Origin of the sequence: Marinomonas sp. MED121 (assembly GCF_000153025.1) — a bacterium.
Taxonomy (GTDB): domain Bacteria; phylum Pseudomonadota; class Gammaproteobacteria; order Pseudomonadales; family Marinomonadaceae; genus Marinomonas.
Window position 1 is genome coordinate 107,456 of sequence record NZ_CH672433.1, and the last position, 25,560, is coordinate 133,015.

A 25,560-nucleotide genomic window follows, 5' to 3' on the forward strand; every position below is an offset into this window, starting at 1 on the left:
ACGCCTTCGGTTTCTGCAAGGTCCTGACTCAACAATTCAATTAAATGTTTCATGTCATCAGGTAAGTCGACTTCCCACTCCATAAACTCACCAGTAATAGGATGAGAAAGCTCCAAGCGTTTAGCATGCAACGCCTGACGTCTAAAGTTCTGCAGTTCGTCTCTAAGCTCAGGAATACAGGCTTTAGGCATCTTCATTCGACCCGCATATTGAGGGTCACCTAATAAAGGAAATTGAATATGGGACATATGAACGCGAATCTGGTGGGTTCGCCCAGTCTCAAGCTTAAGTCGAATATGTGTGTGGTTTTTGAAGCGTTGCAATAAACGATAATGGGTTACTGCATCCTTTCCATTAAGCGGCTCTACAGCCATTTTTTGACGGTTTTGAGGATGACGACCGATTGGTTCATTAACAGTTCCACCTCCAGTCATGATGCCAATTGCAACGGCTTCATATTCACGCCCCATACTTCTATCTTGAAGCTGAGATACAAGTTCAGTTTGGGCAGCCAATGTTTTGGCAACTACCATCAAACCCGTCGTCTCTTTATCAAGACGATGAACAATGCCCGCACGAGGCACATGAGCAGATTCAGGACAATGAAATAATATGGCATTCATCAAGGTGCCACTTCTATGCCCTACAGCAGGATGAACAACCAAACCTGATGGTTTATTTACAACTAAAATATCCTCATCCTCATAAACAATATCAAGGGGTATATCTTCAGGCTGATGATCGTCAATATCTTCAACTAAGGTCTCTAGGCTAATCACCTCACCTACAAACAGCTTTTCTTTTGCTTTTGACTTTTTACCGTCAACCAATAAAACACCTTCTTTAATCCAAGCTTGGATTCGTGATCTTGAATAATCACTGAAAAGTTCGGTTGCGATTAAATCAAACCTTTGCCCATTTAATTCAAATGGAACTTGGGCTTCTTTTACTATGCGCTCTGCCATACAATGTACTTAAATTCGAGTTGATCTTAATTTGCGTAAATTTTACGTAATATCGATCAAGTTACAAAGAAAAAAGGTGTATCTTGCCGGCGTCGGAAACTTTATAGATTTTTTAGAGTCCATCAAAACGGCACTACATTTAACAATTCAAGGTTTGATTATACATGGGATTACGCAAGTCATTGCTGCAATTATCTGGTTTCGTTGGAATTTCTTTACTACTTGGGGCTTGTTCCAATGCACCAGTTCAAGAACCAGACCTACCTGAAAGCGAATATTATCAAAATGCACAAGAAGCCTTTGACCAAGGCAGACCTTTAGTTGCAGTACAAAATTTAAAAGATCTGGATAGCCGCTACCCGTTTGGTGAGTTTACTCAAAGAGCTGAACTTGAAATTATTTATGCTTATTTTTTAGCCAGTGATTATATTTCAGCCCATGCAAATGCAGAACGCTTTATCAAGAAGTATCCTGAGTTTGAAACCATTGATTATGTCTATTACTACAGAGCCCTTTCAACTTTTAAGGGCGGAGAAACACTCAGCACCCGCTATCTAAATCAGGACCCAAGCCAACGAGATAGCTCTGAATTTATCAAAGCCTTCCGTGAATTTGCAGATTTACTCAAACGCTTTCCTGAAAGTTCTTATGCAAGCGATGCTAAAGCACGCATGATTTATCTTAGAAACACAATTGCGAGGCATGAGTTACAAGTGGCTAAGTATTATTTCAAACGAAATGCGCCGCTTGCTGCCTTACACAGAAGCCAAACTGTGCTCAATAAATATCCGAGTTCTGATTCAGTGGAAGATGCTCTTGCAATAAATATACAAGCCTATATTGAGTTAGAGCAATTTGAGTTAGCAGATCAAAATTTGGCGATACTTACCAATAATTATCCAGCATCAAAACACCTAGATGCTAATGGCCAGCTCATTATACCCCCTTTGCCAAAAGACGCTGATCCTGACTTTTGGTATTGGGTTACCTTAGGATGGATGGACTAAGGGTAAATAGACTAAGCTCAAAAAGCCGACTTTCATGTCGGCTTTTTTATATCTTTATCATGGTCTACTAAGGAAAGAACCTTGGTTCATCACCTTCTTGCCAAGCCGCAAGCTTAACCATCACCTTGCTAAAGCTCTCTCCTTCTAGAATATGCGTGAGCCATTGCTTTAGATTGACATAGTTAGATTGATCAAACCAATCCATATCTACCCCTCTAAACTGCCTTATAAAAGGAAAAACCAGTACATCAGCAATGGTCATTCTATTACCAAGTAGGAAGTCATTTTGACTTAGACGAGATTCTAAGCGACGCAAAAAACGCTCGCCTTGCGATCGATAAAAGGCCTCAGAATTTTCTGGATGTCGATCTGCATATTTATATTTATCCAGCCAAACCTTGAACCTAAAATCAGTTTGAAAAAGCCACGCTTCGATATCTCTTTGCTCTGCAAGTGTATAGTGACTCGATATAATATTATGCTGATTTTGTGACATGGCCCATCGAATAATATCCATACTTTCGGGAAAACGTTTACCATCTGCATCAATCAGCTGAGGCACACTAGAACGGCCACCTAATGCCAACAAGGCCTCAGGTTTGTTTTTTAAAACAACTTCTCTTATTTCAACTTTGATATTAAGAAGCAATAGAGTATATCTAGCTCGAATGGCATAGGGACAACGTCTAAAAGAATATAAAATGGGAAGCACTTGGGCATCTCTAAATCAAATAAAAGCGTATTTAGACGTGATTAAATACAAAATGCAAGCCATAAAAAAACCGCCCTTAAGGCGGTTTTTAATAAAGATCCAACAGGTTAAACGATAGATACGTTTTCTGCTTGAGGACCTTTTTGACCTTGAGTAACTTCGAAAGTTACTTTTTGGCCTTCTTGTAGTGTACGACGACCTGTGCCGTTAATTGCACGGAAGTGAACAAAAACATCTGGACCGCCTTCGCGCTCGATGAAACCAAATCCTTTTTCGTCGTTAAACCACTTAACGATACCGGAAACTAATTGACCTGACATACAAACCTCATCTTTTCTATCGACTGTATTAATACAGTTTAGTATTAGCATTGAGAGAAACTTTCTTTCAATAATATCCATAATTGTTGAGCTACTTATGAGAAGGTGGTCCAAATCAAAATACTCAACTAACTCGATAATAAGACGATAAAAATAAAATAGGAAGGCTCAAATGGCAAAGTTGGTTAAATTATGTAATTAATAATTCAAAAAATGTAAAGTTATGAAAACAGAAAAACTAATATAAAACTAAATCAGCATAATATTAATTAGACTTATCTTTACTAAATATCATTTAATAAAAACAGAAAACCTTTCTCCCCAACAAAGCACTTATGTTTTAGTAACTTAGAGCCATCTTAATAAGTGTTTTTTTATTTAGAGATTTACGAAATTTCTAACGCTAAGCTTACTTTATATAGGCCTTTATATTGAGTCTCATTCAAATTAAGGAATCTGAATTTTAAACTAAATTATTAATTTTCATTCCACAGTTTGAAAAACCAGACGCTTGTTTAAGATTACACTTTTATTAAATGGAAAATTAATCTAGAAAGTGAGCCTGCTAGGTTCACTATAGCTGTTATCATAGATGACTTAAAAATAGGTAATCATTAGGTATATGCACTTTATTCTCTTAACTCACTCTAGAGAGCTGGCAAAGCTCAGTGGAACAGGCCAACTCATCCACCAACTGTATCCTGAACAATGCGATATTATTGAGTGGTCTCGTATTAACCCAGACCAAAGACTCACCAAAACCTTAGACATTAATACAAGCTTATTAATATACCCTGTAGAAAATGCTAATGAGAATGCTTATTTTCATAATGGCTCCCTTTCTCAGTTTTCAACCTTTATTATTATTGATGGCACTTGGCAAGAGGCAAAAAAAATATATAACCGTAGCCCCTATTTACACAAGTTAATGCATTATGAATTAAAGGTAGATTACAGCTCGAAATATCAACTCAGACGAAACCAAAAAGAGATGGGATTATGTACAGCTGAAGTAGCAATAGAACTCATGATGAAAAAAAATCAGCTCCATATGGCTCAAGGATTAAATGAATCTTTCCAAGCACTCAATCAAAGCAAAAGACAAACAAGGAAAGAGTGACCCAATTAGAGAAAAAGGCAGTATTATTAAAATACTAAGATTATTAAGATCATCAGAAATGTCCAAGCTTAATCAAGGCTGTCAGCTCTGTTTTAAAGGTAAAACAATCTAGATTAAAACAAGGTACTCTCAACCAAGCATATTGATTTAAGCTTTTTTCTTTATACTCTAATTCACCCTTAATCACTAACAATTCAACAGCATTATTATTTATCTCTAATTGCTTCAATAAGGTTAAATCACTCGATAAATTTAACCTTATCCAAAAGACTTTTTCATTTTGGTGTTCATGAAGCAAATGGAAGCTCTTCCCACTCTTTAAAAAGTCATTGGTATCAATATTGATTTGCTTCCTGTCTGTCACACTAAACTGGTGTAATTTCACAAAAAGCTCGCACCCGTCTTTACTATGGGGAGCATGGGATGTCCCTGGTGGATTACGAAAATATGATCCTGCGGGATAATCTCCGCTCTCATCGGAAAACACGCCTTTAATCACAAAAATCTCTTCCCCTCCAGGGTGTGGATGTGACCTAAAAAAAGAACCTGCATCATACTTTACAACACTGGTCGCATGCCCTCTTTCTGCTTCTTCACGAGCCAGTGGTTTACGCCAAACTCCTGCCATAGGGCTTGCTTGCCACGGTTCTTTATCCGTCTTGATAAAGACCTCTTGAAGAAAGTCCATATTTAACATTATCACATCTCCGACCTGCGACGACTTTAGCCTATTCACCCATAATGAATTAGAACTTAAGCATCAGCCTCATATTATTTTTAATCTTTATCAGCCGCTTTATGACTTAAATCAACAAAGCCATAAATGCGAATAACAAACGAGCAAAGATAAGGTACTGTTATGTCTACACCAAAAACCCTTGGCTTATAGGGTTCAAATAATCCACCGAAATAGTCCTGCTTAGAAACCATGATAGTCCCCTATAGGTTTTCATACTAAGTCGGGTTGGCCTGTTTGCACCCCATTAACTTTTAACAATAATAAAAGAGTGAAGCATGACGCTACTTCCCCCTTCTCAAATTCCACTGAAGCAAACATTCGCAATGCTTTTTGTCGTCATAAGCTCGATGTCTTGTATCATGGGATACCTTATTATCCGCGAAGGGAATATTAGCGTTGAACAAAGTAATGCATTAATCAACGATTTAATTCATCTTCAAGAACAACAAATCCAAAATGACGGCACCAAAATTGTCGAAAATTTAAACAACACCAGTTTGCAGACAATACCTTATCTTAAACAAGAAGCAAAACATCAAGTCGATAAAGCCCACTCAATCGCGCTTTCTCTATACCAAAGTTTAACCCCCCTGCTAGCTGACAAAGAGATCAAGTCAGCCATTAAAGAAAGCTTAAGGCAGATACGTTTTTTTGAAGGTCGTGGCTACTTATTTATCGACGAATTAGACGGCACATCAGTATTACTGCCACCACAGCCCCACCTAGAAGGCAGCTCCCTTTTCAACCAATTAGATGATCAGGGCAAAGTTCATATCCAAAATATCATTCAAGCTACGCAGAATAAAAGTAAACAAGGTTTCTATCAGTATCGATGGTATGAGCCAAACAACACGCAAGAAATGCAAGATAAAGTTAGCTTTATGCGCCAATTTGAACCTTATAATTGGATCATAGGCACAGGTGATTATATCCAAAGAGTTGAGGGAGATTTTCAACAAAACGCGATCAACCAGCTCTCCTCTTTAAAAATTAATAAAAATAGCTTTTTTATTATTTTCAACCAAGATAATCAGTTTATTTACCAAGCCCAAGGGCTTTCAAATGAATTGATCGAGACACTTAAAGAGCCAAGCTCAGTCAAAAAACTCATCAGCCAAATAAAACTTAGAAACCAAACCCCCAATACGAATAAAACTCTAGAGCAAGCCAGCCACACTTTCTCCTTTGTCAATCAAGTAGATAAATGGGGATGGACAGTGTTGGGTGGCTATAATAATAGCGACATATTATTTGATGCCCAATCTCAATTAAATATGCTCAAGCTCAACCAGCAAAAAAGCATGCAACACCTTTTAATTGAGTTTTCATTATTGTCCTGCTTGTCACTCATTATCACTTTTGGCGTTGCCCTCTGGTTAAGAAAAGCCTTCATGAGTTACCACACCCATAGCCAAAAGCAACATGAGCTTTTATTGCAGAATAAAACCGAGTTAGAACTTTCTGCTCGGGTATTTGACAGCACGTCAGAGGGCATAATGATTACAGATGAATTCAATCAAATCATCACCTGTAACTCCTCTTTTTGTCGCATTACAGGGTATAGCAAAGAAGAGATTATTGGCCTGACGCCAAACACCTTTGCCTCTGGGTTAACTGATCCAGATATTTACAGCGATATGTGGCACGCTTTGACAACGAAAGGGCTCTGGCAAGGTGAAGTGATTAATCAACACAAACAAGGACATCTTTTTCCTGAATGGCTATCCATTAACGTTTATAAGGACAAACAAGGTAAAGCGATAAATTACATTGGCACTATTGTTGATATTAGTAAACGTAAACAAGCAGAAAATACACTGCAGCATCTGGCTGACTATGACTCTTTAACAGACCTGCCTAATCGTAGATTTTTTAAAGAACAAGTTGATCACATTATTGAGATTGATAAACAAAGAAAGCCAACAGAGCCCATTAATAAGTTTGCATTGCTATTTTTAGATCTAGATTACTTCAAATTCATCAACGATAGCTTAGGGCATAGCGCAGGCGATAAGGTACTAAAAATTATTGCATCTCGTTTACTTGAGCATAAAGACAAAAATACCATTATCAGCCGTTTAGGGGGCGATGAGTTTGTCATCGTATTACAAGACATCGCCTCTGAAAAAGCCGTCAAACAATTCTGTTTCGAGCTAATGCAAAATATTGAAAAACCAATGAATATTCTTGGACGCTCTCTTATTGTGACGCCAAGCATTGGAGCGACCCTTTATCCAAAAGATGGAAACCGAACGAATATTCTATTAAAAAATGCAGATGCCGCACTTTATCGCGCTAAAGAGAATGGACGTAACAACGTTCAGTTTTTCACCGCTAACCTCAATCGAGATGCACTAAAAAGACTTTCTCTAGAGAACGATTTAAGACGAGCTTTAAATAGAAATCAATTTGAGATTTACTACCAACCTCAAGTCAACCTAAACACAAAACAAGTCATAGGATGTGAAGCCTTAATCCGCTGGCACCATCCAACTAAAGGCTTTGTCTCACCTATTGAGTTTATTCCTATTGCAGAAGAAACCGGGATAATTAATGAAATTGGTGAATGGATTTTATTTGAAGCATGCCAGCAAGCAGCTAACTGGTGTAATGAGTATGGCCGAGAGATTGATATCGCAATTAATTTATCCGCCAGGCAGTTTGATGACACTCTAGTAAGCACTGTACTTAAAGCGTTAAACCAAAGCCAACTTCCTAGTCATTGCCTCACACTAGAAATTACTGAAAGCATATTAGTACAAGATCCTGAACAGGTCATTCATACGCTGACTCAGCTTCGACAATCAAGCATTAAAGTCGCCTTAGATGACTTTGGAACAGGCTTTTCTAGCCTATCCTATTTAAAACGCTTTCCACTAGATAAACTTAAAATTGATAGAGCTTTCGTCAAAGACTTACCTAACAATACGGATGATGGCGCCATTATCGCTTCAGTTCTTGCCGTCGCAAAACACTTCCAACTAACAACCATTGCAGAAGGGATCGAAAACACAGATCAAGAAGCCTTACTTGAAGCCCTTAATTGTACTCAGGGCCAGGGCTACTTTTACGACAAGCCTCTAACAGCCTATGCTATGGCCCAAAGACTGAGGCATGGCCAACATGGTAAGCCATCATTGATTCATCATTACGATCTTGTATAAGCGCAAACGAATGCTATGCCTATTATTAAGATACAAACATTCTAACTAATTCTTAACCCTAGCTATAGCGATTAGGCCTTAAAATAAAAAAAGCGCCTAAGCCTGACGACTTAGACGCAAATGTTCCATTAAGCCTAAAAGACAAAAAGGAACCTTGAATGATAGGTACTTAGCTTTGTTAGCTAAAGTTATGCTTGGACTCTTGCAAGCAAGAGCCCAATGATAACGTCAGATAATCACGCCGTGTTTATCAAAAGGCTATCAAGTTACACTTAGAAAGCGTAAACAGCACCTAGGGCAGAGAAAGAATCTTCTGCAGTACCTTGCTGACCAGCTTCAACATAAACATATACGTCGCCATCAAGGTCTAGGTTATAAGTTACGCCAACTGCGTATTCGTCATAGTCAGAACCTGATTCTACTTCAACAGCTTGAATAGATCCGTATACTAGGCCATCTGTATAATCAGCGTTGAAGCCAAAACCGATGTTTGTACCTTCATCAGAGTTGTCTTCGTATTTCGCCATTACATTAGCAACACCTAGGTTGTAGGCAGCAGAAAAACCAATTGTTTCTTCAGCATCAAGTTCGTTGTTTAAAGAATCATAACCAGCAGCAATCTCTAGATCACCAGCAGAATATTTAACAACAGCAGTTAATGCAGTGCCTTCTTCTACTGAGTCATCAGCAACTTCATCTTCTGCATCACCTTTTACTTGAGCAGATACTTGTACTTCAAAACCATTCACTTCAGGTGAGAAGTAAGCAATGGTATCGCCTTCATCTGTTGTTGTTAACTCAGTCAAGTCAGCATATTCGAATGAATTTATACCGTCTTGGATAGCGTTGTTATAGATGCTGTCGTAAGTACCGATCTGTACTTTACCAAAATCACCTTTCAAACCAACATAAGCTTGGTCAAGGTTAACATCAACATCATTGGTTTTTTCATCAGCATCGGCTTCTAGCTCATACTTGAAAAAACCTGTAAGACCGTGTTTAAGTTCTTTCTCACCTTTGAAACCAAAAGTAGAGCCATTATCAGTTAGTTCAGCTGTATCTTCTCCGTCAGCGTAAACCAATTGAATGTTACCGTAAGTGTCAACATCTGCAGCTTGTGCAGTAACAGCTGTAAAGGCAGCAGTAGTAACAGCAACTGCAACTAAAGTTTTTTTCATTTCAAGATCCCCGTTTGGATTATTTCAATCATTATTTGCTTTCCCTGTTCTTTCGCGGAAACAGAAAACAAGACCAATTTAACCTCAGAGAGAATTAACTCAACAAGCCAATGCATGGTTTCATTCTTCTTCACAGATACTTGCTAACTAATTGAAATTTAGCACGAAATAAGGATCTTAATATAAGGAAAGGTTTTTATATTTTCTTCAGTAAAAACAAAACATTAAAAAGAAAAAACCAATAAAACCCTTCAAAAACAAGTACTTATTTTTTGCTCATTTGAACCACGATACAATTCCTTAAACATCACTCTTTGTCTTACCTAGAAATTTAGGTCAAAAAAAAGCGGTCTGATTTAGACCGCTTTTATAAGCTTAATCTTTACCACATTAGATCATCTGGTATTTTAAAGTCAGCATAAGGGTCATCCTCATCTAACTCTTCTTCCTTCCTGTCATTGCATACTAAAATAAATGACTCATCCCTTTGCGCTATTTTAGCCGCAACTTGCTCTGGAACAATTTCATAAGCTTGCTCTAACTTAACAATCGCTAATCGCCCTACTGATAAGTCTTTATGTATGTCTTCATTCACATAGATTTTTTTTACTTTCTTCTCATCCTTAAAATTATAAGCCACATCACCCTCTTTATGTGTCAGCCTATTCATTTCAATCATTTGACGAATCTGAGCCTGTACTGCTTTAAGTTGCATGGCATCCTGCTTGGCTTTGTTTAATGCTTTATCTTTTTCAAGCTTCGCTTCACGCTGCTTCTTTAACGCTTCTTGATGAGCACTATCATCTTCAACGACAGCCTTACCCGTTTTTATTTTTTGCTTTTTCTGAAGTTTTTCAGCTTTTAGTTTATTCGCTTTCTTCTTATCAACTAAGCCTGTTTTTAGTAGTTGATCTTGTAGAGATTTTACGGCCATAAATGCTCCTTTATGTTATTCTCACGCCCATCAAAAAAGAATATTGCGGCATAAAATTTATGATAGTTTTCATCTGCCCTAATATATCACCTCTTTCATAAAGGATGAGCTTTAATGGACATTAGCTTTTTTACTGTAAGCCTATTAATAGGGACAGGTTTCATTGCCGGTATTATAAACACTTTGGCAGGTGGTGGCTCTAATTTAACACTCCCAGCTTTAATGGTAATGGGGATGCCTGCAGACATTGCAAATGCGACCAACAGAGTCGGGGTTATCATGCAGTCTATTGTTGGCGTCCTCGGGTTTAAAAAAGCAAAGAAGCTAGAGACCTCAGATATAACACCGGTTTTAATTCCTACCTTGGTAGGTGGACTTGTAGGTAGTTTATTAGCCTCCTACTCCCCTACGGAATACCTTAAACCTTTATTACTCGTTTCTATGATTAGTATGACATTAATCATGCTAATCAAGCCTGGGGTTATCTCTCCACCAGAGGGCACTATTCCACATAAAATAAGGGAAAAGCCAAGTGCTTGGATAGCGCTATTTATTGCCGGTGTTTATGGTGGTTTTGTACAGGCTGGTGTGGGCTTTATTCTTATTGCTGCGCTTGCAGGCACTCTTAGATATGATTTGATCAGAACCAATGCTCTTAAGATGCTATGTACTATTGCTTTTACCATCGTATCTTTAGCTGTCTTTATTTGGAATGATCAGATTCTATGGATACCAGGCTTACTGCTTTCAATTGGCACAATGGTTGGGTCTCACTTAGCCGTTAAGTTTGCCCTAAAAGCTAACCCCAAAACCCTTAAATGGTTTTTATTCGTTATGACAGTCTGCGGCAGTATCGCAGCCTTACTCTCTTAACTCAAAGAAGCTTAAATCTTTATATACAAACCCATTCGAGAAGCACATAAGATAGCTCCTAACGCCTAACAAGACTGATCTTCTGCTCATTCATTTAAGATGCAGCAAGGTCAGTCATACATATAAATCTCTTCCATAAAAAAAGACGACCTAAGTCGTCTTTTTTAAAAGTCTACACTCGAGATAATCTCGAACGTTACTTCCTTTGTCTCAAAAAAGAGATCTTATAAAGGAGTTACGTTTTGTGCTTCTGGACCTTTTTTGCCGTCTGCTACTTGAAACTCAACCTTTTGGCCTTCAGCAAGTGTTTTGAAACCGCTAGAGTTGATTGCAGAGAAATGAACAAAAACGTCTGGACCTTTGTCCTGAGTGATGAAACCGAAACCTTTAGTTTCGTTAAAGAATTTTACTGTACCTGTTACTACTTCAGACATAACGTTATCCTGTATTAAATAAATTAACTCATCCACATATCCAAAATAGATTATGCGTAAATAAGAGATTGCTGAAAAACTCGGAATTACTTATGACGAACAGGACGCGAAATTACTTTGAAGTAACATCGTAACTCTGGACATAAATACATTGCCAACTCTTTTCTAACGCGGTCATTGTATCCCCCTAAAAATCATGGGTCAATGAAATGTCACGCTTATTTTTTATAAACGATTGGTCAAAGTGTAATCGAAAATCAAAGATTTCAGTCTAATTAGCCTAGTTATTCCAAAATTTTGGGGTTTTATTTATCAAATGAGCTTGTAAGTCATAAAAAGCAGAACTTTTAAAAAGCGTTTTTCCTTAAAATTCAATCATTTTCACCATATTTTTAATACTTAGGTCAATAAAACTGAGCCTTTTCATGACTTTTCTTAATTAGAAAAAATAATCTCTGACATATAATTCATACTGCATATTAACCTTTTATAAGCGCGTTATGGTCAGGAGAAGAAAACCTATGAAAATCGCTGTTTTTTCATGCAAGCCTTACGATAAAAGAACACTCAATGAAGCAAATAAAAATTCTCACATCCAGCTTCAGTTCTTTGAAAGCCGATTAAGCGAAGAGACGGTAAGCTTAGCGAAAGGATTCGACGCTGTATCTTGCTTTGTTAATGATCAGATCAACGAAAATGTACTCTCTACGCTCGCCTCTTATCATATCAATTGCATTGCTTTAAGATGCGCAGGCTATAACAACATCGACCTTGATACTGCACAAAAACTCGACATCAAGGTATACCATGTACCCGACTATAGCCCCACATCTGTTGCAGAACATGCAGTAGCTCTCATATTAAGCCTCAATAGAAAAACACATAAAGCGTACCAAAGAGTAAAAGAGGGGAATTTTGCCCTAGAAGGACTATTAGGATTTAACTTAGCAGGCAAAACTGTCGCCTGTATTGGTACTGGGCGTATCGGCTTAGCTTTTATCAAAATCATGCAAGGTTTTGGTTGTCACGTCATTTGCCACGACCCTCACCCAGAGCAATCCCTCATCAAACAAGGGATTCAATATTTACCCCTTGATACTATATATCAAGAGGCCGATATCATTAGCTTACACTGCCCCTTGACAAGTGAAACTCAACACCTGATTAATCACAGCAGTTTGGCAAAAATGAAAGATGGCGTCATGATTATCAACACTAGTAGGGGTGGACTCGTTAACGTTCAAAATGCTGTCGACGCACTTTATCAAGGTAAAATTGGTTATCTAGGCTTAGATGTTTATGAACAAGAAGGCGCACTCTTTTTTGAAGACATGTCAGAGACAATCATTCAGGACAGTGTTTTTCAGTTATTGCTGACTTTCCCAAATGTCATGGTAACGGGCCATCAGGGCTACTTCACCGATATCGCTTTAAGCCATATTGCACAAACAACCATAGAAAACTTAGAAAGCGCGTTAAATGGAGAGACAAATAATCGACAACTCAGGCCTTAAAAGCGTGTAGAATCAAAGCATTCTTCATCTTTTTTAAGGCCACCATGAAAATCACTTTACGCCAATTACAAATTTTTGAAGCCGTTGTTCATACAGGCTCTGTTACGGCGGCAGCGGACTTAGTTGCAATTAGCCAACCTGCAGCGAGCCAGGCATTACGTGAACTCGAAGCATTATTGGGTCGCCCCTTATTTCGTCGCCATGGAAAAAGGTTACAAATCACCCCCCAGGCACGAAACCTATTACCTCAAGCAAGAGCAGTCTTATCTCAAATAGACCAAATTGAAAGCATGGGAAACTCTGATGAGCTAAGCGGCTCACTTCATTTAGCCGCAAGCGTCAGTATTGGAAACTATTTACTGCCTAAACAGATGGCGAGCTTTACTCAGCAACACCCTCAAATACGGTTTAATTTGGATATAGGCAATACCCAAAGTGTTATTCAACAACTATTAACCGGCAAAGCGGAAGTGGGCTTTATAGAAGGGCACTGCCAGCACGCCGAGCTAAGTATTGAGTCATGGATTCAAGATGAGTTGGTTGTTTTTGGATCTGCCAAAGAAGAAAGAAACAATGAACTGAGTTGGGAAGAACTCGCACAATCAAATTGGGTGATGCGTGAAGGAGGATCAGGTACACGAACTATTCTAGAACAAGCTATCTCAGAACAGCTAACACAATTAAAAGTTGCCTTATCTTTAACTCATATGGAAGCGGTTAAGCAGGCAGTCATCCATCAAATGGGCTTAGGCTGCCTATCTAAAATGGCATTATCGCAAGAATTAGAAGCGGGTCATATTCGCCTTTATAAAACCCCATTAAAACTTAATCGGAACCTATTAATAGTGACACCTAAAGGCTCTGCTCTCACCCAAAACGCCCAATGCTTTGTCGATCAGTGTCGCAATCTAAAGGAAACCAAATTGCCTTAACAACTTTGAGCATGTTGGGGAAGGTCATCCAAAATAGGGTCCCAGCCCACTTTAGAATCAACAAAAATATGACATTGAGGCGTTAAGTTAGGTTTGGTATCTAATATTGCTAATGGAATATCTAAATGATTTGGGTGATCTTTATGATAAAAATAAATATTTGTACCACAATCTTTGCAAAAGCCCCTTCTCACTCGTTCTGATGAGGCAAACTTTCTCACCCTTTTCTTACCTGAAAGCCATTCAACTTCTGACTTGAGCGCGACACCATAAGCAGCACTTGCCGCTCCATGGGATTTTTGGCATTGCTGGCAATGACAAATACTTGAACTAATGAAAGCTGTTTTAATTACAAGCTTAACCTGACCACACAAACATGATGCGTACATACTCAGCCTCTGCTAGTGTCGATTTAATCGACTTTATTAAGCGCCAAAAACTTAAAGACGGCATTATGCCAGAGCCTGACATATTGACCAAATCATCTTAATGATATCTGTATAAAACTTTTAGTAAGCCATTTTCCTAAAAGTATGATCTACTTAATAAAATATTTTAACGAAAGCGTGTCTGTCGTTTACAATAGAAGTCGCTTTTAAATAAAAGGCATTATGCGAATAATCACATTAGATGCAAAATAGCGAATTCGCCCTTCATTACATTTTTGGATATCAACTGCATAACGATAATGAATATAAATAAAATTGACCTTAATCTGCTTATTTATCTCGACGTGCTTCTGCGTGAATGCAATGTGACTCGTTCAGCAAACAAGTTAAATATCACCCAACCTGCTATGAGTAATGGCCTTAAAAGATTAAGAGACCTTTTGGGAGATCCTTTACTTGTTAGAACCAGCGAAGGTATGAAGCCAACTGAAAAAGCATTAAGACTTCAACCCATCGTTCGCAAAGTATTATTAGAGTTAGAAGAAGCACTGCAACCAGAAGCTGACTTTAATGAAAAAACCAGTACTCGTGTGTTTAGAATCATGGCAAGCGACTATGCAGCCTCAACCGTCATCCCAGGTTTATTAAACCGTTTAAGAGAAAATGCCCCTGGCATTACCCTTGATATAATGACGCCAAGTGATGTGACCTTCCATGATGTGGAGGCAGGTAAAATCGATATGGCGATTAACCGCTTTGAAGAGTTACCTCAGTCTTTTCATGAAAAAAGTGTGTGGCATGATACCTTTGTCTGCATGATGAGTTCTGACAACCCACTTAAAAATAATTTCAACCTTGATGCCTATCTTGAAGCGCAGCATATCTGGGTAAGTAAAACAGGATTTGGTGTCGGTGTTGGTATGGACCCAAATGATGTACAAAAGCTAGGTTGGGTAGATGAGGCCTTACAGACAATCGGACGAAAACGCAGTATTCGCGTTTTCACACGAAGTTATCATACGGCCATGCACTTAGCGCACGAGCAAGATTTAATCGCAACCTTGCCACGAAAAGTTGCCATGATTAATAAAAACAACCCTGATGTGGTCATTCTAGAACCGCCCTTTACCATTCCACCTATTGAGTTAAAAATGATTTGGAGCCCGTTATTACATCATGACGCAAGTCATAATTGGTTCCGAAAGCAAGTGATTGCATTAGCCAATGAACTTCAGGCTCAATCTAAACGGTAATTATCAATATCTACTGATTACTATTAACTATGACAAGCAATAAAAAAGCCGACTAGATAGTCGGCTTTTTAAAGGCTAGAGCAAGGTCAATTATAGGCCTTCGCTGCTCTCAGCTAGGTAAGATGCAACACCTTCTGGTGTATTTACCATACCCTTGTCACCTTTGTTCCAACCAGCAGGACAAACTTGACCATTCTCTTCGAAGAACTGAAGCGCATCAACAACACGAACGAGTTCATCCATGTTACGGCCAATTGGCTCGTCATTGACGATTTGAGAACGAACAAAACCTTTCTGATCAATAACAAAAGAGGCACGCATAGCAACTCCAGGTGGGTAATAAGAGTCACCGCCTTCAGATTCGATACCATATGCTTGAGCGATAGAGTGATCCATATCAGCTGCAAGTGTGTATTCAACCTGGCCAATACCACCTTCGTTTACAGGTGTATTTCTCCAAGCATTATGAGTGAAGTGTGAATCGATAGAGATACCCACAACTTCTACGCCCATTTTACGAAATTCTTCCATGCGGTTAGACATAGCAATGATTTCTGAAGGACAAACAAAAGTGAAGTCAAGAGGGTAAAAGAATACGACTGCGTATTTACCTTTGATTGTTTCAGCTAGGTTGAAAGAATCTACGATAGAACCATCAGCAAGTACTGCTGGAGTTGTGAAATCAGGTGCTTTTTTACCAACTAAGATAGACATCTTAATATTTCTCCATTTATTAAATTAAGGAAACTTACCTATTTATAAGCACATCAAACAAAGGTGCTCATTATGCTTTGCATTATACTCATTTATCCCTATCACGCTGATAGAAACAATTTATCAGCCCGATTAAAAAAGGCTATTATCAAGTCGCAATAGCTTATTCTGAAGCGTCGTCAGACTCACCCGTTGCAGCCTTAATAATAGGCGCTAACTCGCCTGTATTAGCCATCTCAACAACGATGTCACATCCACCAATCAATTCACCATTTACCCATAGTTGTGGGAAAGTTGGCCAATTAGCATATTTTGGTAATTCAGCACGAATCTCTGGATTCTCTAGGATATTAACGAAAGCAAAACGCTCACCACATGACATCAAAGCTTGCACTGTTTGAGCAGAAAAGCCACATTGAGGCATACGAGGCGTTCCTTTCATATAGAGAAGGACTGTGTTGTTTTCGATTTGTTCTTTAATAGTATCTAACGTGCTCACAATAAAACCTCATTCAAAAATCTAATTTACCTGATTAGCCCTAGCTAAATTTGTTTTTCTAAAATAACAAAATTAAAGGCGATTGATAGCAGATTATGGGGGGCCTTTTTGTGATTACAAGGTTAATTTTTCATTAGTATCAACAAAACCTACTTTACTCGCGGTTTTGACTGTATTACATTCGCCGATCCACTTTTTAAAATCCAAGGAGACTATCGTGTCGCCAAGACATTTTCTTACGCTTACAGACCTTACTTCTGACGAGCTAAAGCAGGTATTAACACGCGCAACTGAGCTAAAAAAATTGCACCGTGATGGAACACAATATCAGCCGCTTAAGAATCGCGTCATGGCAATGATTTTTGAGAAATCATCTACACGAACTCGCGTCTCGTTTGAAGCCGGCATGGCCCAATTTGGTGGTCACGCACTCTTTCTTTCACCAAGAGACACTCAACTTGGCCGTGGAGAACCCATTGAAGATAGCGCTCGCGTCATTTCCAGTATGGTTGATGCGGTGATGATACGTACCTTTGAACATGAGAAAATTGCGCTGTTTGCAAAACATTCTTCTGTGCCTGTTATTAATGCTCTAACGGATGACTTTCACCCATGCCAACTACTGGCCGATATGCAAACCTATCAAGAGCATAGAGGCTCTATTCAAGGCAAAAAAGTAGTTTGGATCGGTGATGGCAATAATATGTGCCATTCCTATATGAATGCAGCCCATCTTTTAGACTTCCAACTAGTTGTTGCTTGTCCTAAAGGCTATGAGCCAAATGCTGAATTAACAGCAAAATATGCCGATCGCATTACTATCACTCAGGATGTTCAAGTAGCGGCAACAGATGCAGACCTCATCGTTACTGATGTGTTCGCTTCTATGGGCCAAGAGGATGAGCAAGATACTCGCCTCAAAGATTTTGATGGCTTCCAAGTCAACGAAGCACTCATGGCACTGGCCAATGAAGACGCTTTATTCATGCATTGCTTACCCGCACACAGGGGCGAAGAAGTCACAGCCGAAGTGATCGATGCGCCAGACTCGGTTGTTTGGGATGAAGCTGAAAACCGCCTACACGCACAAAAAGCGCTACTTGAGTTCTTATTATGTAGCTAACACATGATAAGGGCTGTAACATTAACTCAGCCCTTACCATCACCTTTTGAGCAAGACCTAGTTCAAACATGAGTATCATTGAAGTTCGCCACCTAAAAACCCTAACCGCCTTAAGAGAAACGGGTAGTTTAGTTGAAGCTGCAGAACGAGTTCATTTAACTCAGTCCGCCCTCTCCCACCAATTAAAAGATCTCGAAGAAAAGCTTGGCTGCCCACTTTTCATTCGTAAAACCAAACCGGTTCGTTTTACGAGCTCAGGCTTACGTTTGCTTCAGCTTGCTGACGATGTGTTGCTGTCTTTTCGGGCAGCGCAAAGAGATATTCAGCGTTTCGCAGAAGGAGAAAGTGGACGTCTTCATATCGCGATTGAATGTCACTCCTGCTACGAATGGCTCATGCCCACCATAGATCATTTTCGTGAGCACTGGCCTGATGTTGAGTTGGACCTATCTAATGCCTTTAGTTTTATGCCATTACCAGCATTAGCCCGCGGCGATTTAGATCTAGTCGTCACATCCGACCCTACCGATCTACCTAATATTGATTATATCCCCCTATTTCAATATGAATCTCAGGTGGCCTTATCTCGTCATCACCCGCTTGCCAAAAAAGAGTTTTTTGAGCCAGAAGATTTTATTGATGAGACACTAATAAGTTATCCCGTTGAAACAGAAAGACTGGATGTATTTAAACACTTTTTAGCTCCTGCTGGCCTATCACCTAAAAAAGTACGCCATAGCGAACTGACTCTGATGATGATGCAACTTATCGCCAGCGGCAGAGGCATTTGTTGTTTGCCCAACTGGGCATTAACTGAATATACCAACCGACAATACGTTATTACAAAGTCGCTGGGAGAAGAAGGTGTCTGGTGTAAGCTTTATCTTGCTGTACGAAAGGATCAAAGACATAACGCCTATATGGAAGACCTCATTAATACAGCTCGCAACACCTGCTTCAAAAACCTAAAAGGGATCCTATCAGCAGACCTTTGAGCTATATTTAGCCATAAAAAAACCGCCAGATGGCGGTTTTTTTTATAATCGAAATACACTTATGACACCGTATTTTGATGCTGATTTCGTGACCAGATAAAGCTGAATTTAGCACCACCTAGATTAGACTCATCGACCAGAACAGCCCCTCCGTGCCAAAATGCAATTCTCTGAACAATCGCTAAGCCAAGGCCATAGCCACCAGAAGCTCGGGTTCGACTATTATCTAAACGCTGAAAAGGAATGAAAACTTTATCCCTATCTTCAAGCGGAATACCAGAACCATCATCTTCGATATCTACTTGCCAACGCTCTTCATCCTGATGAAAAATAACACTAATGGTGGTATTAGCGTATTTAGCAGCATTAAGAATTAAGTTTTGTAATGCTCTATGCATATGATGGGCATCTGCTAGAACGACGGAATTCTCCTCGCTAAAATTGAGTTCAACCTTAAGGTGAGACAATAACAATGAGTTATGCTGAAGTATTCCATCCACCAGCTGACGCACATTAGTGGTTTCAAAATGAAGATTTAAAGAACCCTGCTCCAATTTGCCGTAAGTTAACACCTCATCTACGAGTGTATTAAGCTCCTCCACATCACCTTCAAGCGCCTCAATTGTCATTAAGTCATCTTGTTCCATTTCATCCTTAATAACCTCAAGTCCAAAGCGCAGCCTTGCTATTGGCGTTCTAAGCTCATGAGAAATTGCGTTAATCATTTCTCTTTGGACCTTAAGTAAACGCTGAATATGAGATGACATAGAATCAAAAGAGTATGCCAACTCTTTTAAAGCACCACTTCCATCGGGAATTTCATCTGGAATACGGCCATTTCCTTGAGCAATTTTTCGCGTAAAGTTTTCGAAGGTACGCCGACGATTTTCTAAGGAGGAAAACTCTTTCCAAACAAACACCAGCATAATCAACATAGCAATAGTCACTATGGTGATAATAATCGCAGTCTGATAATACCTTTTATAGGCAATTGATACTTTGGAAATCTGGCCATCATCACGCTGCCATAAAAAAGCAAAACCTTCACCTTGAATAAATGCATGAAGAAATTTTGACGGTAAATCTTTCCCTGCATTATCAAATTCAGCAAAAGTGACGCAGCTCATCAAGTTCATTAAGCGTATTTTGTCTTCATCACTTAACCTAGTTGTGGTTAGAAATTGACGAAATAAACTAACGATAGGCAAAATTTTATCGCCTTGTTCACTGACTAACTCTTGGTTATTCGCACTTTCGGGTAAGACTAATCGCGTCACACCTAAGGATGATGTCACTAAGCTTTTATCTTTAAAAATAGAATTTATGTCTGCTTCAGAAAAGGCTTCACTGGTATCTAAGTTAGACCAATCAAATTGGGAATAATGGGCTTTTTCAAGGGGAATAGAATGTAAGTTAAGGGCTAGGCTTAACTCAGCATCTGCACATATATTACTTTGTGATAATAATGCGGTTCTTTGTACACTGGAAAAAATCAAAAAAAGTATACTGGTTAAGATAACCAGTATACTTCCAAAAATAAGATGGCGGTATAAACGCCAAAATTCTGGTCGCATCGCGATTTTAGACTTCTTTTACAAATAGGTAGCCTTTGCTACGTATTGTTTTAATCCTTCTTGGATGAACTGGGTCATCACCAATTTTCGAACGGATACGTGAAATTCTAACATCGACAGATCTATCTTGACCGTCATATTCAATACCACGTAACTCACCGAAAATTTCTTCTCGACTTAAAATTCGACCTGCATTACTTGCGAGTAACCATAACAAGTCAAATTCAGCACTGGTTAACTCAATTTCTTCACCATGAACCCAAGCTTCGCGACGGGTATTATCAATCACCAAAGGACCAAAAGTAAGATTTTGTTCACCTTGATTGCCACCCGTTTGCTTACCCACATCCATGATGCTGCGGCGCAATAAAGATTGAACACGAGCGAGAAGTACGCGAGGTTTCACGGGTTTAGAGACGTAATCATCTGCACCAATCTCTAGACCTAATATTTGATCAACATCGTCACTGCGTGCGGTTAACATCAAAATAGGTGCTTTATATCCTTCGCGAACACTTCTACAAACAGTAAAGCCGTCTGCACCAGGTAGCATTAAATCTAGAATCACTAAGGAAGGCTGGGTTTCAATAATACGAGTGATAGCACGACTACCGTCTGCTTCCACTTCCACTTGATAACCATTTTTCTGTAAATATTCCTTGGTGAGTAACGCTAATCTCTCATCATCTTCTACGATTAGAATTGATTGACTTTCTTCGGCGCTCATTGCCAGCCCTCATCCACTATATTTTAATGACTCAAACCTAAGTTAAGTCCATGTTTAACATACTAAATTACTTTACAAGAGCCGCAGTGATTTGTCTAACTCGGTTTCGATTAACATCAAAGTCCGAATAACCGACACGGGATGCAGAACGAATATGTATCACTTTATCATCTTTAGGTAGATAAAATTCAACATCGTCTACAAAGCCAATTAAATCACTTTTAACTTCCGTATGTAGATAACCCAATTCACTCTTTATAATCCTGTAATTAGCCGTCGAAAGTAAATATTTCTCTAGTGCTAATTGCATTTTAGGGCGACTCATTTTGTAACTAATCGCCTTGATAAAATGTGCTTCATCAGTCACATCAGACTGACTTGATACGCAATTAGGAGATTCAGGGCAAGCCATAAGCTGACCATCAATCAAACCTAAATTATCAGGAGTATCATTATTAATCACGATATAGACAAAAGCTGCACCCAATAAACTAATTAATAATATAAACAACCAACGCATCATAAACTTCCCATTCCATTATCTAAAAGTACGCTTACCTGGCTTTTTAGGTTTAAACTCAGGCTTATCAGAAGACTGCCAATCAAAGCCCTTTGGTTTTCGAGCTCCCATTGACTTACCTTTTTGACGCTTAGCATCAGATTTCTGTTGCTGTGTCTTTGGTGCTGACTTAGCGTGAGTAAGACCCACTAAATCACACAGTCCATTTACTTCAGCTTCATCCATTTCAACACTGCGGCCCATTTTTGCCTTTGAAGGTAAAAATACAGGACCAAATCGAACCCGTTTAAGGCGGTTAACTTTAACCCCTTGTGATTCCCATAACCGTCTTACTTCACGATTACGGCCTTCCATAACACAAACGTAGAACCAGCGGTTAATACCTTCACCACCACCATCGACAATATCAGTAAAGTTGGCCATACCGTCATCAAGAAGGACCCCTTTTTTCAGGGTTTCAATATGGTCATCATTAATTTCGCCCATGACCCGAACTAAATATTCACGATCAATTTCTGTCGATGGATGCATTAATTTATTTGCCAGTTCGCCATCTGTTGTAAACAACAAAAGCCCTGAAGTATTAATATCAAGACGACCAACTGCAATCCAGCGCTCACCTCTTAATTTCGGTAACTTATCAAATACTGTCGGTCTGCCTTCAGGATCTTTACGTGTACACACTTCACCTTCAGGTTTGTTATAAATGATCACACGGCGACTTGCGCCCGCTTCTGTCACTTTAACTTCATAGCCATCAAGTTTAATGGTGTCAGTTACTTTAACTCTATCACCTAGAGTCGCAACGTCCCCATTGACTAAAACGCGTCCTTCACGAATTCTATTTTCCATTTCACGGCGTGAGCCTTGCCCTGCACGTGCTAATACTTTTTGTAACTTCTCGTCCATTACGACCTCTTTTTGGAATGCTTCTCAGCAACCTTAAATACAAATAATTCAATCTCTATATGTCATGCAAAAACATTGCAATTGTGCGCATTATAAGCGGCGTTTACTTTAATACCAAGTGAAGTAACGTAATTAAATAAAAGCCGAAGCATCCCCCGCCCCTTGTCGCAAAATAGCCATGTCATCCAGGTCCATTTTTATCACAGTTGTCGGTTCCATACCGCAATAGCCACCATCAATCACAAGATCTAACTGATGCTGCAATGTGTCGCGAATATCATAGGGGTCCATCATAGGCAGCGTTTCATTAGGTAATATTAATGATGAACTCATTATCGGCTCACCTAACTCATCCAATAGGGCTTGCACAATTTTATTTTCAGGAATTCGAATACCAATAGTTTTACGTTTGGGATGTAATAGTCGTCTAGGCACTTCAGAGGTGGCACCAAAGATAAAGGTATAGGGCCCTGGAGTGTGATGTTTTAATAAGCGATAGAGACGGTTATCAAAGCGAGCATAGGTGGAAATTTCGGATAAGTCTTTACAAACAAGGGTGAAATTATGCTTATCATCAAGCCGTCTAATTTGGCGAATACGATCTAACGCGCTTTTATCCCCAATATGACAGCCAAGTGAATAACCACAATCCGTTGGATATACAATCACTCCGCCATTACGAATAATATCCGTTGCTTGACGAATTAATCTTGCTTGTGGATTCTCAGGGTGAATCTGAAAAAATTGACTCATTATTTAGTCGCTCCCATCTCATTCCTTGAGAAAATATTTTAAACATCAATTAGATACTAGCTTATTAACAGGTAAAATCCGAATTAAATTAGTATTATTAAATTTACAACCATTTGTGCCATATCGGATTTAAACTGGCTTCTTGAATTGGGGTAAATTTTCCAACCTGACACCAAGGTCCATATGGACCATGAAAATCACTGCCAGCCGAAACACCCAGCCCCAAATCTCGGGCAATGGTTTCTAACATCCTCACACTTTGCGGATTCTCATTACCAGAGGAAACTTCCATCGCATTTCCCCCCAATTGAGAGAAGTGTGTCATCAAACGCTTCAACTTAGTTAAGGTTAATGGATATCGTTTGGGATGAGCCATCACTAGATCACAGCCTGTTACAGCAAGATCTGGCACTATGTCTTCAAGATTTGGCCAAACATCTCTTAGCTTGCCTAAACGCTTATTTCCCAAATATTGATCAAAAGCTTTATTATCATCTTTCACCAGCCCTTCTCTCACCATGACTCGCGCAAAATGAGGACGCCCTATTTGACTTGGACCTGCTTCAATGACCGCTTTCTCATAGAGATCTGGCAAACCTTGTTTAACAAGTAGTTGAGCAATACGTTTTGCTCGTTCTAAGCGAGTTTTTTGATTGCTCTCAACAATAGAAGCCAAGACATCATTGCTCTGATCAAAGCCAAGCACCACCATATGCAATGGGATGCCTGCCCATTGAACAGATAGCTCAACCCCAGGCACTAACATGATTCCAAGGGCCTTAGCAGCAATAGCGGCCTCTTCTAAGCCAGTTAAAGTGTCATGATCAGTTAAGGAAAACAGCTCAACTTCTTGCTCTTTTGCTTTAGTTAAAAGCTCAGTCGGTGTTAACATTCCGTCCGAACAATTTGAATGGGTGTGTAAATCAATACGTCGGTGTAATAAAGACTCTTGCATGTCTCGCTTGTTCTTTAGGTCGATAGATAGGTATTATGCTCCCAGCATACATAATTTGGTTTTTATATGAAAATATTATTGGATTTCTTACCCATCATCATCTTCTTCGGCGTATACAAATACACGGGAGATTTGATCATAGCCACCGCAGTACTTATACCTGCAACCATCATACAAGTTGCCTACAACTGGATTAAAAATAAAACAGTTGAGAAAATGCATCTAGTTTCACTTGCCCTTGTTATTTTATTAGGTGGTGCGACTATTTTACTCGGTGATGGCGATTTCATTAAATGGAAGCCCACCATAGTTAACTGGTTATTTGCGGTTGCTTTCTTCGGTAGTCAATTCATCGGACAAAAAAACATCATGCAGCGCATGATGGGCGATAAGGTTCAGCTACCTTTTAAAGTTTGGCGCACGCTTAACCTAGCCTGGGTTGGCTTCTTCATTGTATCTGGTGCTGTAAACTTATATGTCGCCTTTCAGTTCAGCGAAGAAATTTGGGTAAACTTTAAATTATTTGGCTTACTAGGAATGACATTTGTATTCGTTATAGCTCAAGGCATTTATTTATCACAACATATTCAAAATAAGGACTAGGCATGCTTTACGCGATTGTTTGCCAAGATGTTGAAAACAGCTTAGCAGGACGAAAATCAGCTAGACCGGCACATTTAGAGCGCTTACAAGCGTTAAGAAATGAAGGCCGCTTGGTATTAGCTGGGCCAAACCCAGCAATTGACAGCAGCGACCCTGGTGATGCGGGCTTTACAGGCAGCTTAATAGTCGCAGAGTTTGCCTGCTTACAAGATGCACAAGCTTGGGCTGATCAAGACCCTTATATCCCAGCAGGCGTTTATGAGTCTGTAACGATTAAACCATTTAAACAGGTTTTCTAAATTTAAATGGTTTAGTTAAATCGTTTAAAGGGGATCAATTAGAACCTAGCCAGTTTACTGGCTAGGTTTTTTATGTTTATCTAAATGCCCCAGATCTCTTTCTGGATCAATCTGATCCCTCAACCTTTGCTTTAAGGTTTTTGCATCAGGAAAGCCTTCCTCTTGTTTTCGACACCAAATTTCACTGCCATTCGCTCTCACTTTAAATATGCCTCCCTGAACAGGAATCAGTTTAACGCTCTTAATATCCTCATCGAATGTTGATAATAATTCTTGCGCTAACCAAGCCGCTCTTAGCATCCAACGACACAAGGTACAGTATTCAATCTCAACATCCACATCACGCATACATCAT

General features: G+C 39.2%; 29 protein-coding genes. 11 read left to right on the forward strand and 18 right to left on the reverse strand.

The genetic code is table 11. The annotated features are described in order from the left end of the window. Positions 1-965, reverse strand: a 965-nt coding sequence (rluD, locus tag MED121_RS24475) for a 23S rRNA pseudouridine(1911/1915/1917) synthase RluD (protein WP_009835371.1), incomplete at its 3' end; no start/stop codon positions are given. A gap of 164 nt (positions 966-1,129) precedes the next feature. On the opposite strand from rluD, the gene MED121_RS18925 reads away from it, so the two are divergent. Next, positions 1,130-1,972: an outer membrane protein assembly factor BamD gene (locus tag MED121_RS18925; protein WP_009835372.1), complete on the forward strand. Its 843-nt coding sequence runs from the start codon at positions 1,130-1,132 to the stop codon at positions 1,970-1,972. Positions 1,973-2,039: 67 nt separating this feature from the next. Here the strand turns inward: MED121_RS18925 and MED121_RS18930 are convergent, their stop codons facing one another. Then, complete coding sequence (locus MED121_RS18930; RefSeq protein WP_036181229.1) at positions 2,040-2,684, reverse strand: glutathione S-transferase; 645 nt, start codon at positions 2,682-2,684, stop codon at positions 2,040-2,042. Positions 2,685-2,791: 107 nt separating this feature from the next. After that, positions 2,792-3,004, reverse strand: coding sequence for a cold-shock protein (locus MED121_RS18935; RefSeq protein WP_036181343.1), 213 nt, complete (start codon positions 3,002-3,004; stop codon positions 2,792-2,794). 622 nt (positions 3,005-3,626) lie between these two features. On the opposite strand from MED121_RS18935, the gene MED121_RS18940 reads away from it, so the two are divergent. Continuing rightward, on the forward strand, positions 3,627-4,124 hold the full coding sequence (locus MED121_RS18940; RefSeq protein ID WP_009835376.1) for a tRNA-uridine aminocarboxypropyltransferase: 498 nt from the start codon (positions 3,627-3,629) through the stop codon (positions 4,122-4,124). Positions 4,125-4,176: 52 nt separating this feature from the next. On the opposite strand, the gene MED121_RS18945 is transcribed toward MED121_RS18940, so the two are convergent. Both MED121_RS18945 and MED121_RS24480 read right to left on the reverse strand, forming a co-directional pair. Then, entirely contained in the window at positions 4,177-4,821 is a 645-nt protein-coding gene (locus tag MED121_RS18945; RefSeq protein WP_009835377.1) for a cupin domain-containing protein, read from the reverse strand. 80 nt (positions 4,822-4,901) lie between these two features. Further along, positions 4,902-5,054, reverse strand: a complete 153-nt coding sequence (locus MED121_RS24480) for a hypothetical protein (RefSeq protein ID WP_009835378.1) — start codon at positions 5,052-5,054, stop codon at positions 4,902-4,904. Between the two features lie 84 nt (positions 5,055-5,138). Here MED121_RS24480 and MED121_RS23895 point away from each other — a divergent pair, with 84 nt between their 5' ends. Continuing rightward, a complete protein-coding gene (locus MED121_RS23895; protein ID WP_050764623.1) occupies positions 5,139-8,027 on the forward strand; it encodes an EAL domain-containing protein in 2,889 nt (962 codons plus the stop codon). A gap of 272 nt (positions 8,028-8,299) precedes the next feature. Here the strand turns inward: MED121_RS23895 and MED121_RS18955 are convergent, their stop codons facing one another. Together MED121_RS18955 and MED121_RS18960 are read right to left on the reverse strand one after the other, a co-directional pair. Continuing rightward, positions 8,300-9,205 (reverse strand): porin, encoded by a 906-nt coding sequence (locus tag MED121_RS18955; protein ID WP_009835380.1) that lies wholly within the window; start codon positions 9,203-9,205, stop codon positions 8,300-8,302. A gap of 382 nt (positions 9,206-9,587) precedes the next feature. Further along, positions 9,588-10,139 (reverse strand): DUF2058 domain-containing protein, encoded by a 552-nt coding sequence (locus tag MED121_RS18960; RefSeq protein WP_009835382.1) that lies wholly within the window; start codon positions 10,137-10,139, stop codon positions 9,588-9,590. 114 nt (positions 10,140-10,253) lie between these two features. On the opposite strand from MED121_RS18960, the gene MED121_RS18965 reads away from it, so the two are divergent. After that, complete coding sequence (locus tag MED121_RS18965; RefSeq protein ID WP_009835383.1) at positions 10,254-11,012, forward strand: sulfite exporter TauE/SafE family protein; 759 nt, start codon at positions 10,254-10,256, stop codon at positions 11,010-11,012. Positions 11,013-11,236: 224 nt separating this feature from the next. On the opposite strand, the gene MED121_RS18970 is transcribed toward MED121_RS18965, so the two are convergent. Then, on the reverse strand, positions 11,237-11,446 hold the full coding sequence (locus MED121_RS18970) for a cold-shock protein (protein ID WP_009835384.1): 210 nt from the start codon (positions 11,444-11,446) through the stop codon (positions 11,237-11,239). Positions 11,447-11,967: 521 nt separating this feature from the next. On the opposite strand from MED121_RS18970, the gene MED121_RS18975 reads away from it, so the two are divergent. Both MED121_RS18975 and MED121_RS18980 read left to right on the forward strand, forming a co-directional pair. Continuing rightward, complete coding sequence (locus MED121_RS18975) at positions 11,968-12,960, forward strand: 2-hydroxyacid dehydrogenase (protein WP_009835385.1); 993 nt, start codon at positions 11,968-11,970, stop codon at positions 12,958-12,960. Between the two features lie 44 nt (positions 12,961-13,004). After that, complete coding sequence (locus tag MED121_RS18980) at positions 13,005-13,892, forward strand: LysR substrate-binding domain-containing protein (RefSeq protein ID WP_009835386.1); 888 nt, start codon at positions 13,005-13,007, stop codon at positions 13,890-13,892. Here the strand turns inward: MED121_RS18980 and MED121_RS18985 are convergent. Then, positions 13,889-14,281, reverse strand: coding sequence for a GFA family protein (locus MED121_RS18985; RefSeq protein WP_009835387.1), 393 nt, complete (start codon positions 14,279-14,281; stop codon positions 13,889-13,891). The two genes, MED121_RS18980 and MED121_RS18985, sit on opposite strands and share 4 nt — an antisense overlap. A gap of 299 nt (positions 14,282-14,580) precedes the next feature. On the opposite strand from MED121_RS18985, the gene MED121_RS18990 reads away from it, so the two are divergent. Beyond that, complete coding sequence (locus MED121_RS18990) at positions 14,581-15,534, forward strand: LysR family transcriptional regulator (protein WP_009835389.1); 954 nt, start codon at positions 14,581-14,583, stop codon at positions 15,532-15,534. Between the two features lie 90 nt (positions 15,535-15,624). Here the strand turns inward: MED121_RS18990 and MED121_RS18995 are convergent, their stop codons facing one another. Both MED121_RS18995 and grxD read right to left on the reverse strand, forming a co-directional pair. Further along, complete coding sequence (locus MED121_RS18995) at positions 15,625-16,248, reverse strand: peroxiredoxin (RefSeq protein WP_009835390.1); 624 nt, start codon at positions 16,246-16,248, stop codon at positions 15,625-15,627. Between the two features lie 163 nt (positions 16,249-16,411). Continuing rightward, positions 16,412-16,750 carry a Grx4 family monothiol glutaredoxin gene (grxD, locus tag MED121_RS19000; RefSeq protein WP_036181230.1) on the reverse strand — a complete coding sequence of 113 codons (339 nt, stop codon included), beginning with the start codon at positions 16,748-16,750 and terminating at the stop codon, positions 16,412-16,414. 214 nt (positions 16,751-16,964) lie between these two features. Here grxD and argF point away from each other — a divergent pair, with 214 nt between their 5' ends. Then, positions 16,965-17,870 (forward strand): ornithine carbamoyltransferase, encoded by a 906-nt coding sequence (gene argF / locus MED121_RS19005; RefSeq protein ID WP_009835392.1) that lies wholly within the window; start codon positions 16,965-16,967, stop codon positions 17,868-17,870. A 68-nt stretch (positions 17,871-17,938) separates the two neighbouring features. Next, the gene (locus MED121_RS19010) at positions 17,939-18,865 is read left to right on the forward strand and encodes a LysR family transcriptional regulator (protein ID WP_009835393.1); all 927 of its coding nucleotides are present in this window, start codon (positions 17,939-17,941) and stop codon (positions 18,863-18,865) included. 59 nt (positions 18,866-18,924) lie between these two features. Here MED121_RS19010 and MED121_RS19015 read toward each other — a convergent pair whose 3' ends face one another. The 6 genes from MED121_RS19015 to MED121_RS19040 form a co-directional block, all read right to left on the reverse strand. After that, on the reverse strand, positions 18,925-20,439 hold the full coding sequence (locus MED121_RS19015; RefSeq protein WP_009835394.1) for an ATP-binding protein: 1,515 nt from the start codon (positions 20,437-20,439) through the stop codon (positions 18,925-18,927). Positions 20,440-20,446: 7 nt separating this feature from the next. Continuing rightward, a complete protein-coding gene (locus MED121_RS19020; RefSeq protein WP_009835395.1) occupies positions 20,447-21,166 on the reverse strand; it encodes a response regulator transcription factor in 720 nt (239 codons plus the stop codon). Positions 21,167-21,233: 67 nt separating this feature from the next. Then, positions 21,234-21,689, reverse strand: a complete 456-nt coding sequence (locus tag MED121_RS19025; RefSeq protein WP_009835396.1) for a DUF1499 domain-containing protein — start codon at positions 21,687-21,689, stop codon at positions 21,234-21,236. A gap of 15 nt (positions 21,690-21,704) precedes the next feature. After that, positions 21,705-22,595 (reverse strand): 23S rRNA pseudouridine(2605) synthase RluB, encoded by an 891-nt coding sequence (gene rluB, locus MED121_RS19030; protein ID WP_009835397.1) that lies wholly within the window; start codon positions 22,593-22,595, stop codon positions 21,705-21,707. 132 nt (positions 22,596-22,727) lie between these two features. After that, positions 22,728-23,348, reverse strand: coding sequence for an L-threonylcarbamoyladenylate synthase (locus MED121_RS19035; RefSeq protein WP_009835398.1), 621 nt, complete (start codon positions 23,346-23,348; stop codon positions 22,728-22,730). Between the two features lie 103 nt (positions 23,349-23,451). Further along, on the reverse strand, positions 23,452-24,303 hold the full coding sequence (locus tag MED121_RS19040) for a PHP domain-containing protein (protein ID WP_036181232.1): 852 nt from the start codon (positions 24,301-24,303) through the stop codon (positions 23,452-23,454). A 66-nt stretch (positions 24,304-24,369) separates the two neighbouring features. Between MED121_RS19040 and MED121_RS19045 the strand changes: the two genes are divergently transcribed. Continuing rightward, the gene (locus MED121_RS19045) at positions 24,370-24,906 is read left to right on the forward strand and encodes a septation protein A (protein ID WP_009835400.1); all 537 of its coding nucleotides are present in this window, start codon (positions 24,370-24,372) and stop codon (positions 24,904-24,906) included. 2 nt (positions 24,907-24,908) lie between these two features. Then, positions 24,909-25,205: a YciI family protein gene (locus tag MED121_RS19050; RefSeq protein WP_009835401.1), complete on the forward strand. Its 297-nt coding sequence runs from the start codon at positions 24,909-24,911 to the stop codon at positions 25,203-25,205. Between the two features lie 54 nt (positions 25,206-25,259). Here MED121_RS19050 and MED121_RS19055 read toward each other — a convergent pair whose 3' ends face one another. Beyond that, positions 25,260-25,553 carry a SelT/SelW/SelH family protein gene (locus MED121_RS19055; protein ID WP_009835402.1) on the reverse strand — a complete coding sequence of 98 codons (294 nt, stop codon included), beginning with the start codon at positions 25,551-25,553 and terminating at the stop codon, positions 25,260-25,262. Positions 25,554-25,560 lie beyond the last annotated feature (7 nt).

Excerpts from the sequence above, each read along its gene's own strand:
- MED121_RS18925 (WP_009835372.1), top strand. The coding sequence starts at position 1,130 with ATGGGATTACGCAAGTCATTGCTGCAATTATCTGGTTTCGTTGGAATT.
- MED121_RS18935 (WP_036181343.1), bottom strand. The coding sequence starts at position 3,004 with ATGTCAGGTCAATTAGTTTCCGGTATCGTTAAGTGGTTTAACGACGAA.
- MED121_RS18940 (WP_009835376.1), top strand. The coding sequence starts at position 3,627 with ATGCACTTTATTCTCTTAACTCACTCTAGAGAGCTGGCAAAGCTCAGT.
- MED121_RS18945 (WP_009835377.1), bottom strand. The coding sequence starts at position 4,821 with ATGTTAAATATGGACTTTCTTCAAGAGGTCTTTATCAAGACGGATAAA.
- MED121_RS24480 (WP_009835378.1), bottom strand. The coding sequence starts at position 5,054 with ATGGTTTCTAAGCAGGACTATTTCGGTGGATTATTTGAACCCTATAAG.
- MED121_RS23895 (WP_050764623.1), top strand. The coding sequence starts at position 5,139 with ATGACGCTACTTCCCCCTTCTCAAATTCCACTGAAGCAAACATTCGCA.
- MED121_RS18955 (WP_009835380.1), bottom strand. The coding sequence starts at position 9,205 with ATGAAAAAAACTTTAGTTGCAGTTGCTGTTACTACTGCTGCCTTTACA.
- MED121_RS18960 (WP_009835382.1), bottom strand. The coding sequence starts at position 10,139 with ATGGCCGTAAAATCTCTACAAGATCAACTACTAAAAACAGGCTTAGTT.
- MED121_RS18965 (WP_009835383.1), top strand. The coding sequence starts at position 10,254 with ATGGACATTAGCTTTTTTACTGTAAGCCTATTAATAGGGACAGGTTTC.
- MED121_RS18970 (WP_009835384.1), bottom strand. The coding sequence starts at position 11,446 with ATGTCTGAAGTAGTAACAGGTACAGTAAAATTCTTTAACGAAACTAAA.
- MED121_RS18975 (WP_009835385.1), top strand. The coding sequence starts at position 11,968 with ATGAAAATCGCTGTTTTTTCATGCAAGCCTTACGATAAAAGAACACTC.
- MED121_RS18980 (WP_009835386.1), top strand. The coding sequence starts at position 13,005 with ATGAAAATCACTTTACGCCAATTACAAATTTTTGAAGCCGTTGTTCAT.
- MED121_RS18985 (WP_009835387.1), bottom strand. The coding sequence starts at position 14,281 with ATGTACGCATCATGTTTGTGTGGTCAGGTTAAGCTTGTAATTAAAACA.
- MED121_RS18990 (WP_009835389.1), top strand. The coding sequence starts at position 14,581 with ATGAATATAAATAAAATTGACCTTAATCTGCTTATTTATCTCGACGTG.
- MED121_RS18995 (WP_009835390.1), bottom strand. The coding sequence starts at position 16,248 with ATGTCTATCTTAGTTGGTAAAAAAGCACCTGATTTCACAACTCCAGCA.
- MED121_RS19010 (WP_009835393.1), top strand. The coding sequence starts at position 17,939 with ATGAGTATCATTGAAGTTCGCCACCTAAAAACCCTAACCGCCTTAAGA.
- MED121_RS19015 (WP_009835394.1), bottom strand. The coding sequence starts at position 20,439 with ATGCGACCAGAATTTTGGCGTTTATACCGCCATCTTATTTTTGGAAGT.
- MED121_RS19020 (WP_009835395.1), bottom strand. The coding sequence starts at position 21,166 with ATGAGCGCCGAAGAAAGTCAATCAATTCTAATCGTAGAAGATGATGAG.
- MED121_RS19025 (WP_009835396.1), bottom strand. The coding sequence starts at position 21,689 with ATGATGCGTTGGTTGTTTATATTATTAATTAGTTTATTGGGTGCAGCT.
- rluB (WP_009835397.1), bottom strand. The coding sequence starts at position 22,595 with ATGGACGAGAAGTTACAAAAAGTATTAGCACGTGCAGGGCAAGGCTCA.
- MED121_RS19035 (WP_009835398.1), bottom strand. The coding sequence starts at position 23,348 with ATGAGTCAATTTTTTCAGATTCACCCTGAGAATCCACAAGCAAGATTA.
- MED121_RS19040 (WP_036181232.1), bottom strand. The coding sequence starts at position 24,303 with ATGCAAGAGTCTTTATTACACCGACGTATTGATTTACACACCCATTCA.
- MED121_RS19045 (WP_009835400.1), top strand. The coding sequence starts at position 24,370 with ATGAAAATATTATTGGATTTCTTACCCATCATCATCTTCTTCGGCGTA.
- MED121_RS19050 (WP_009835401.1), top strand. The coding sequence starts at position 24,909 with ATGCTTTACGCGATTGTTTGCCAAGATGTTGAAAACAGCTTAGCAGGA.
- MED121_RS19055 (WP_009835402.1), bottom strand. The coding sequence starts at position 25,553 with ATGCGTGATGTGGATGTTGAGATTGAATACTGTACCTTGTGTCGTTGG.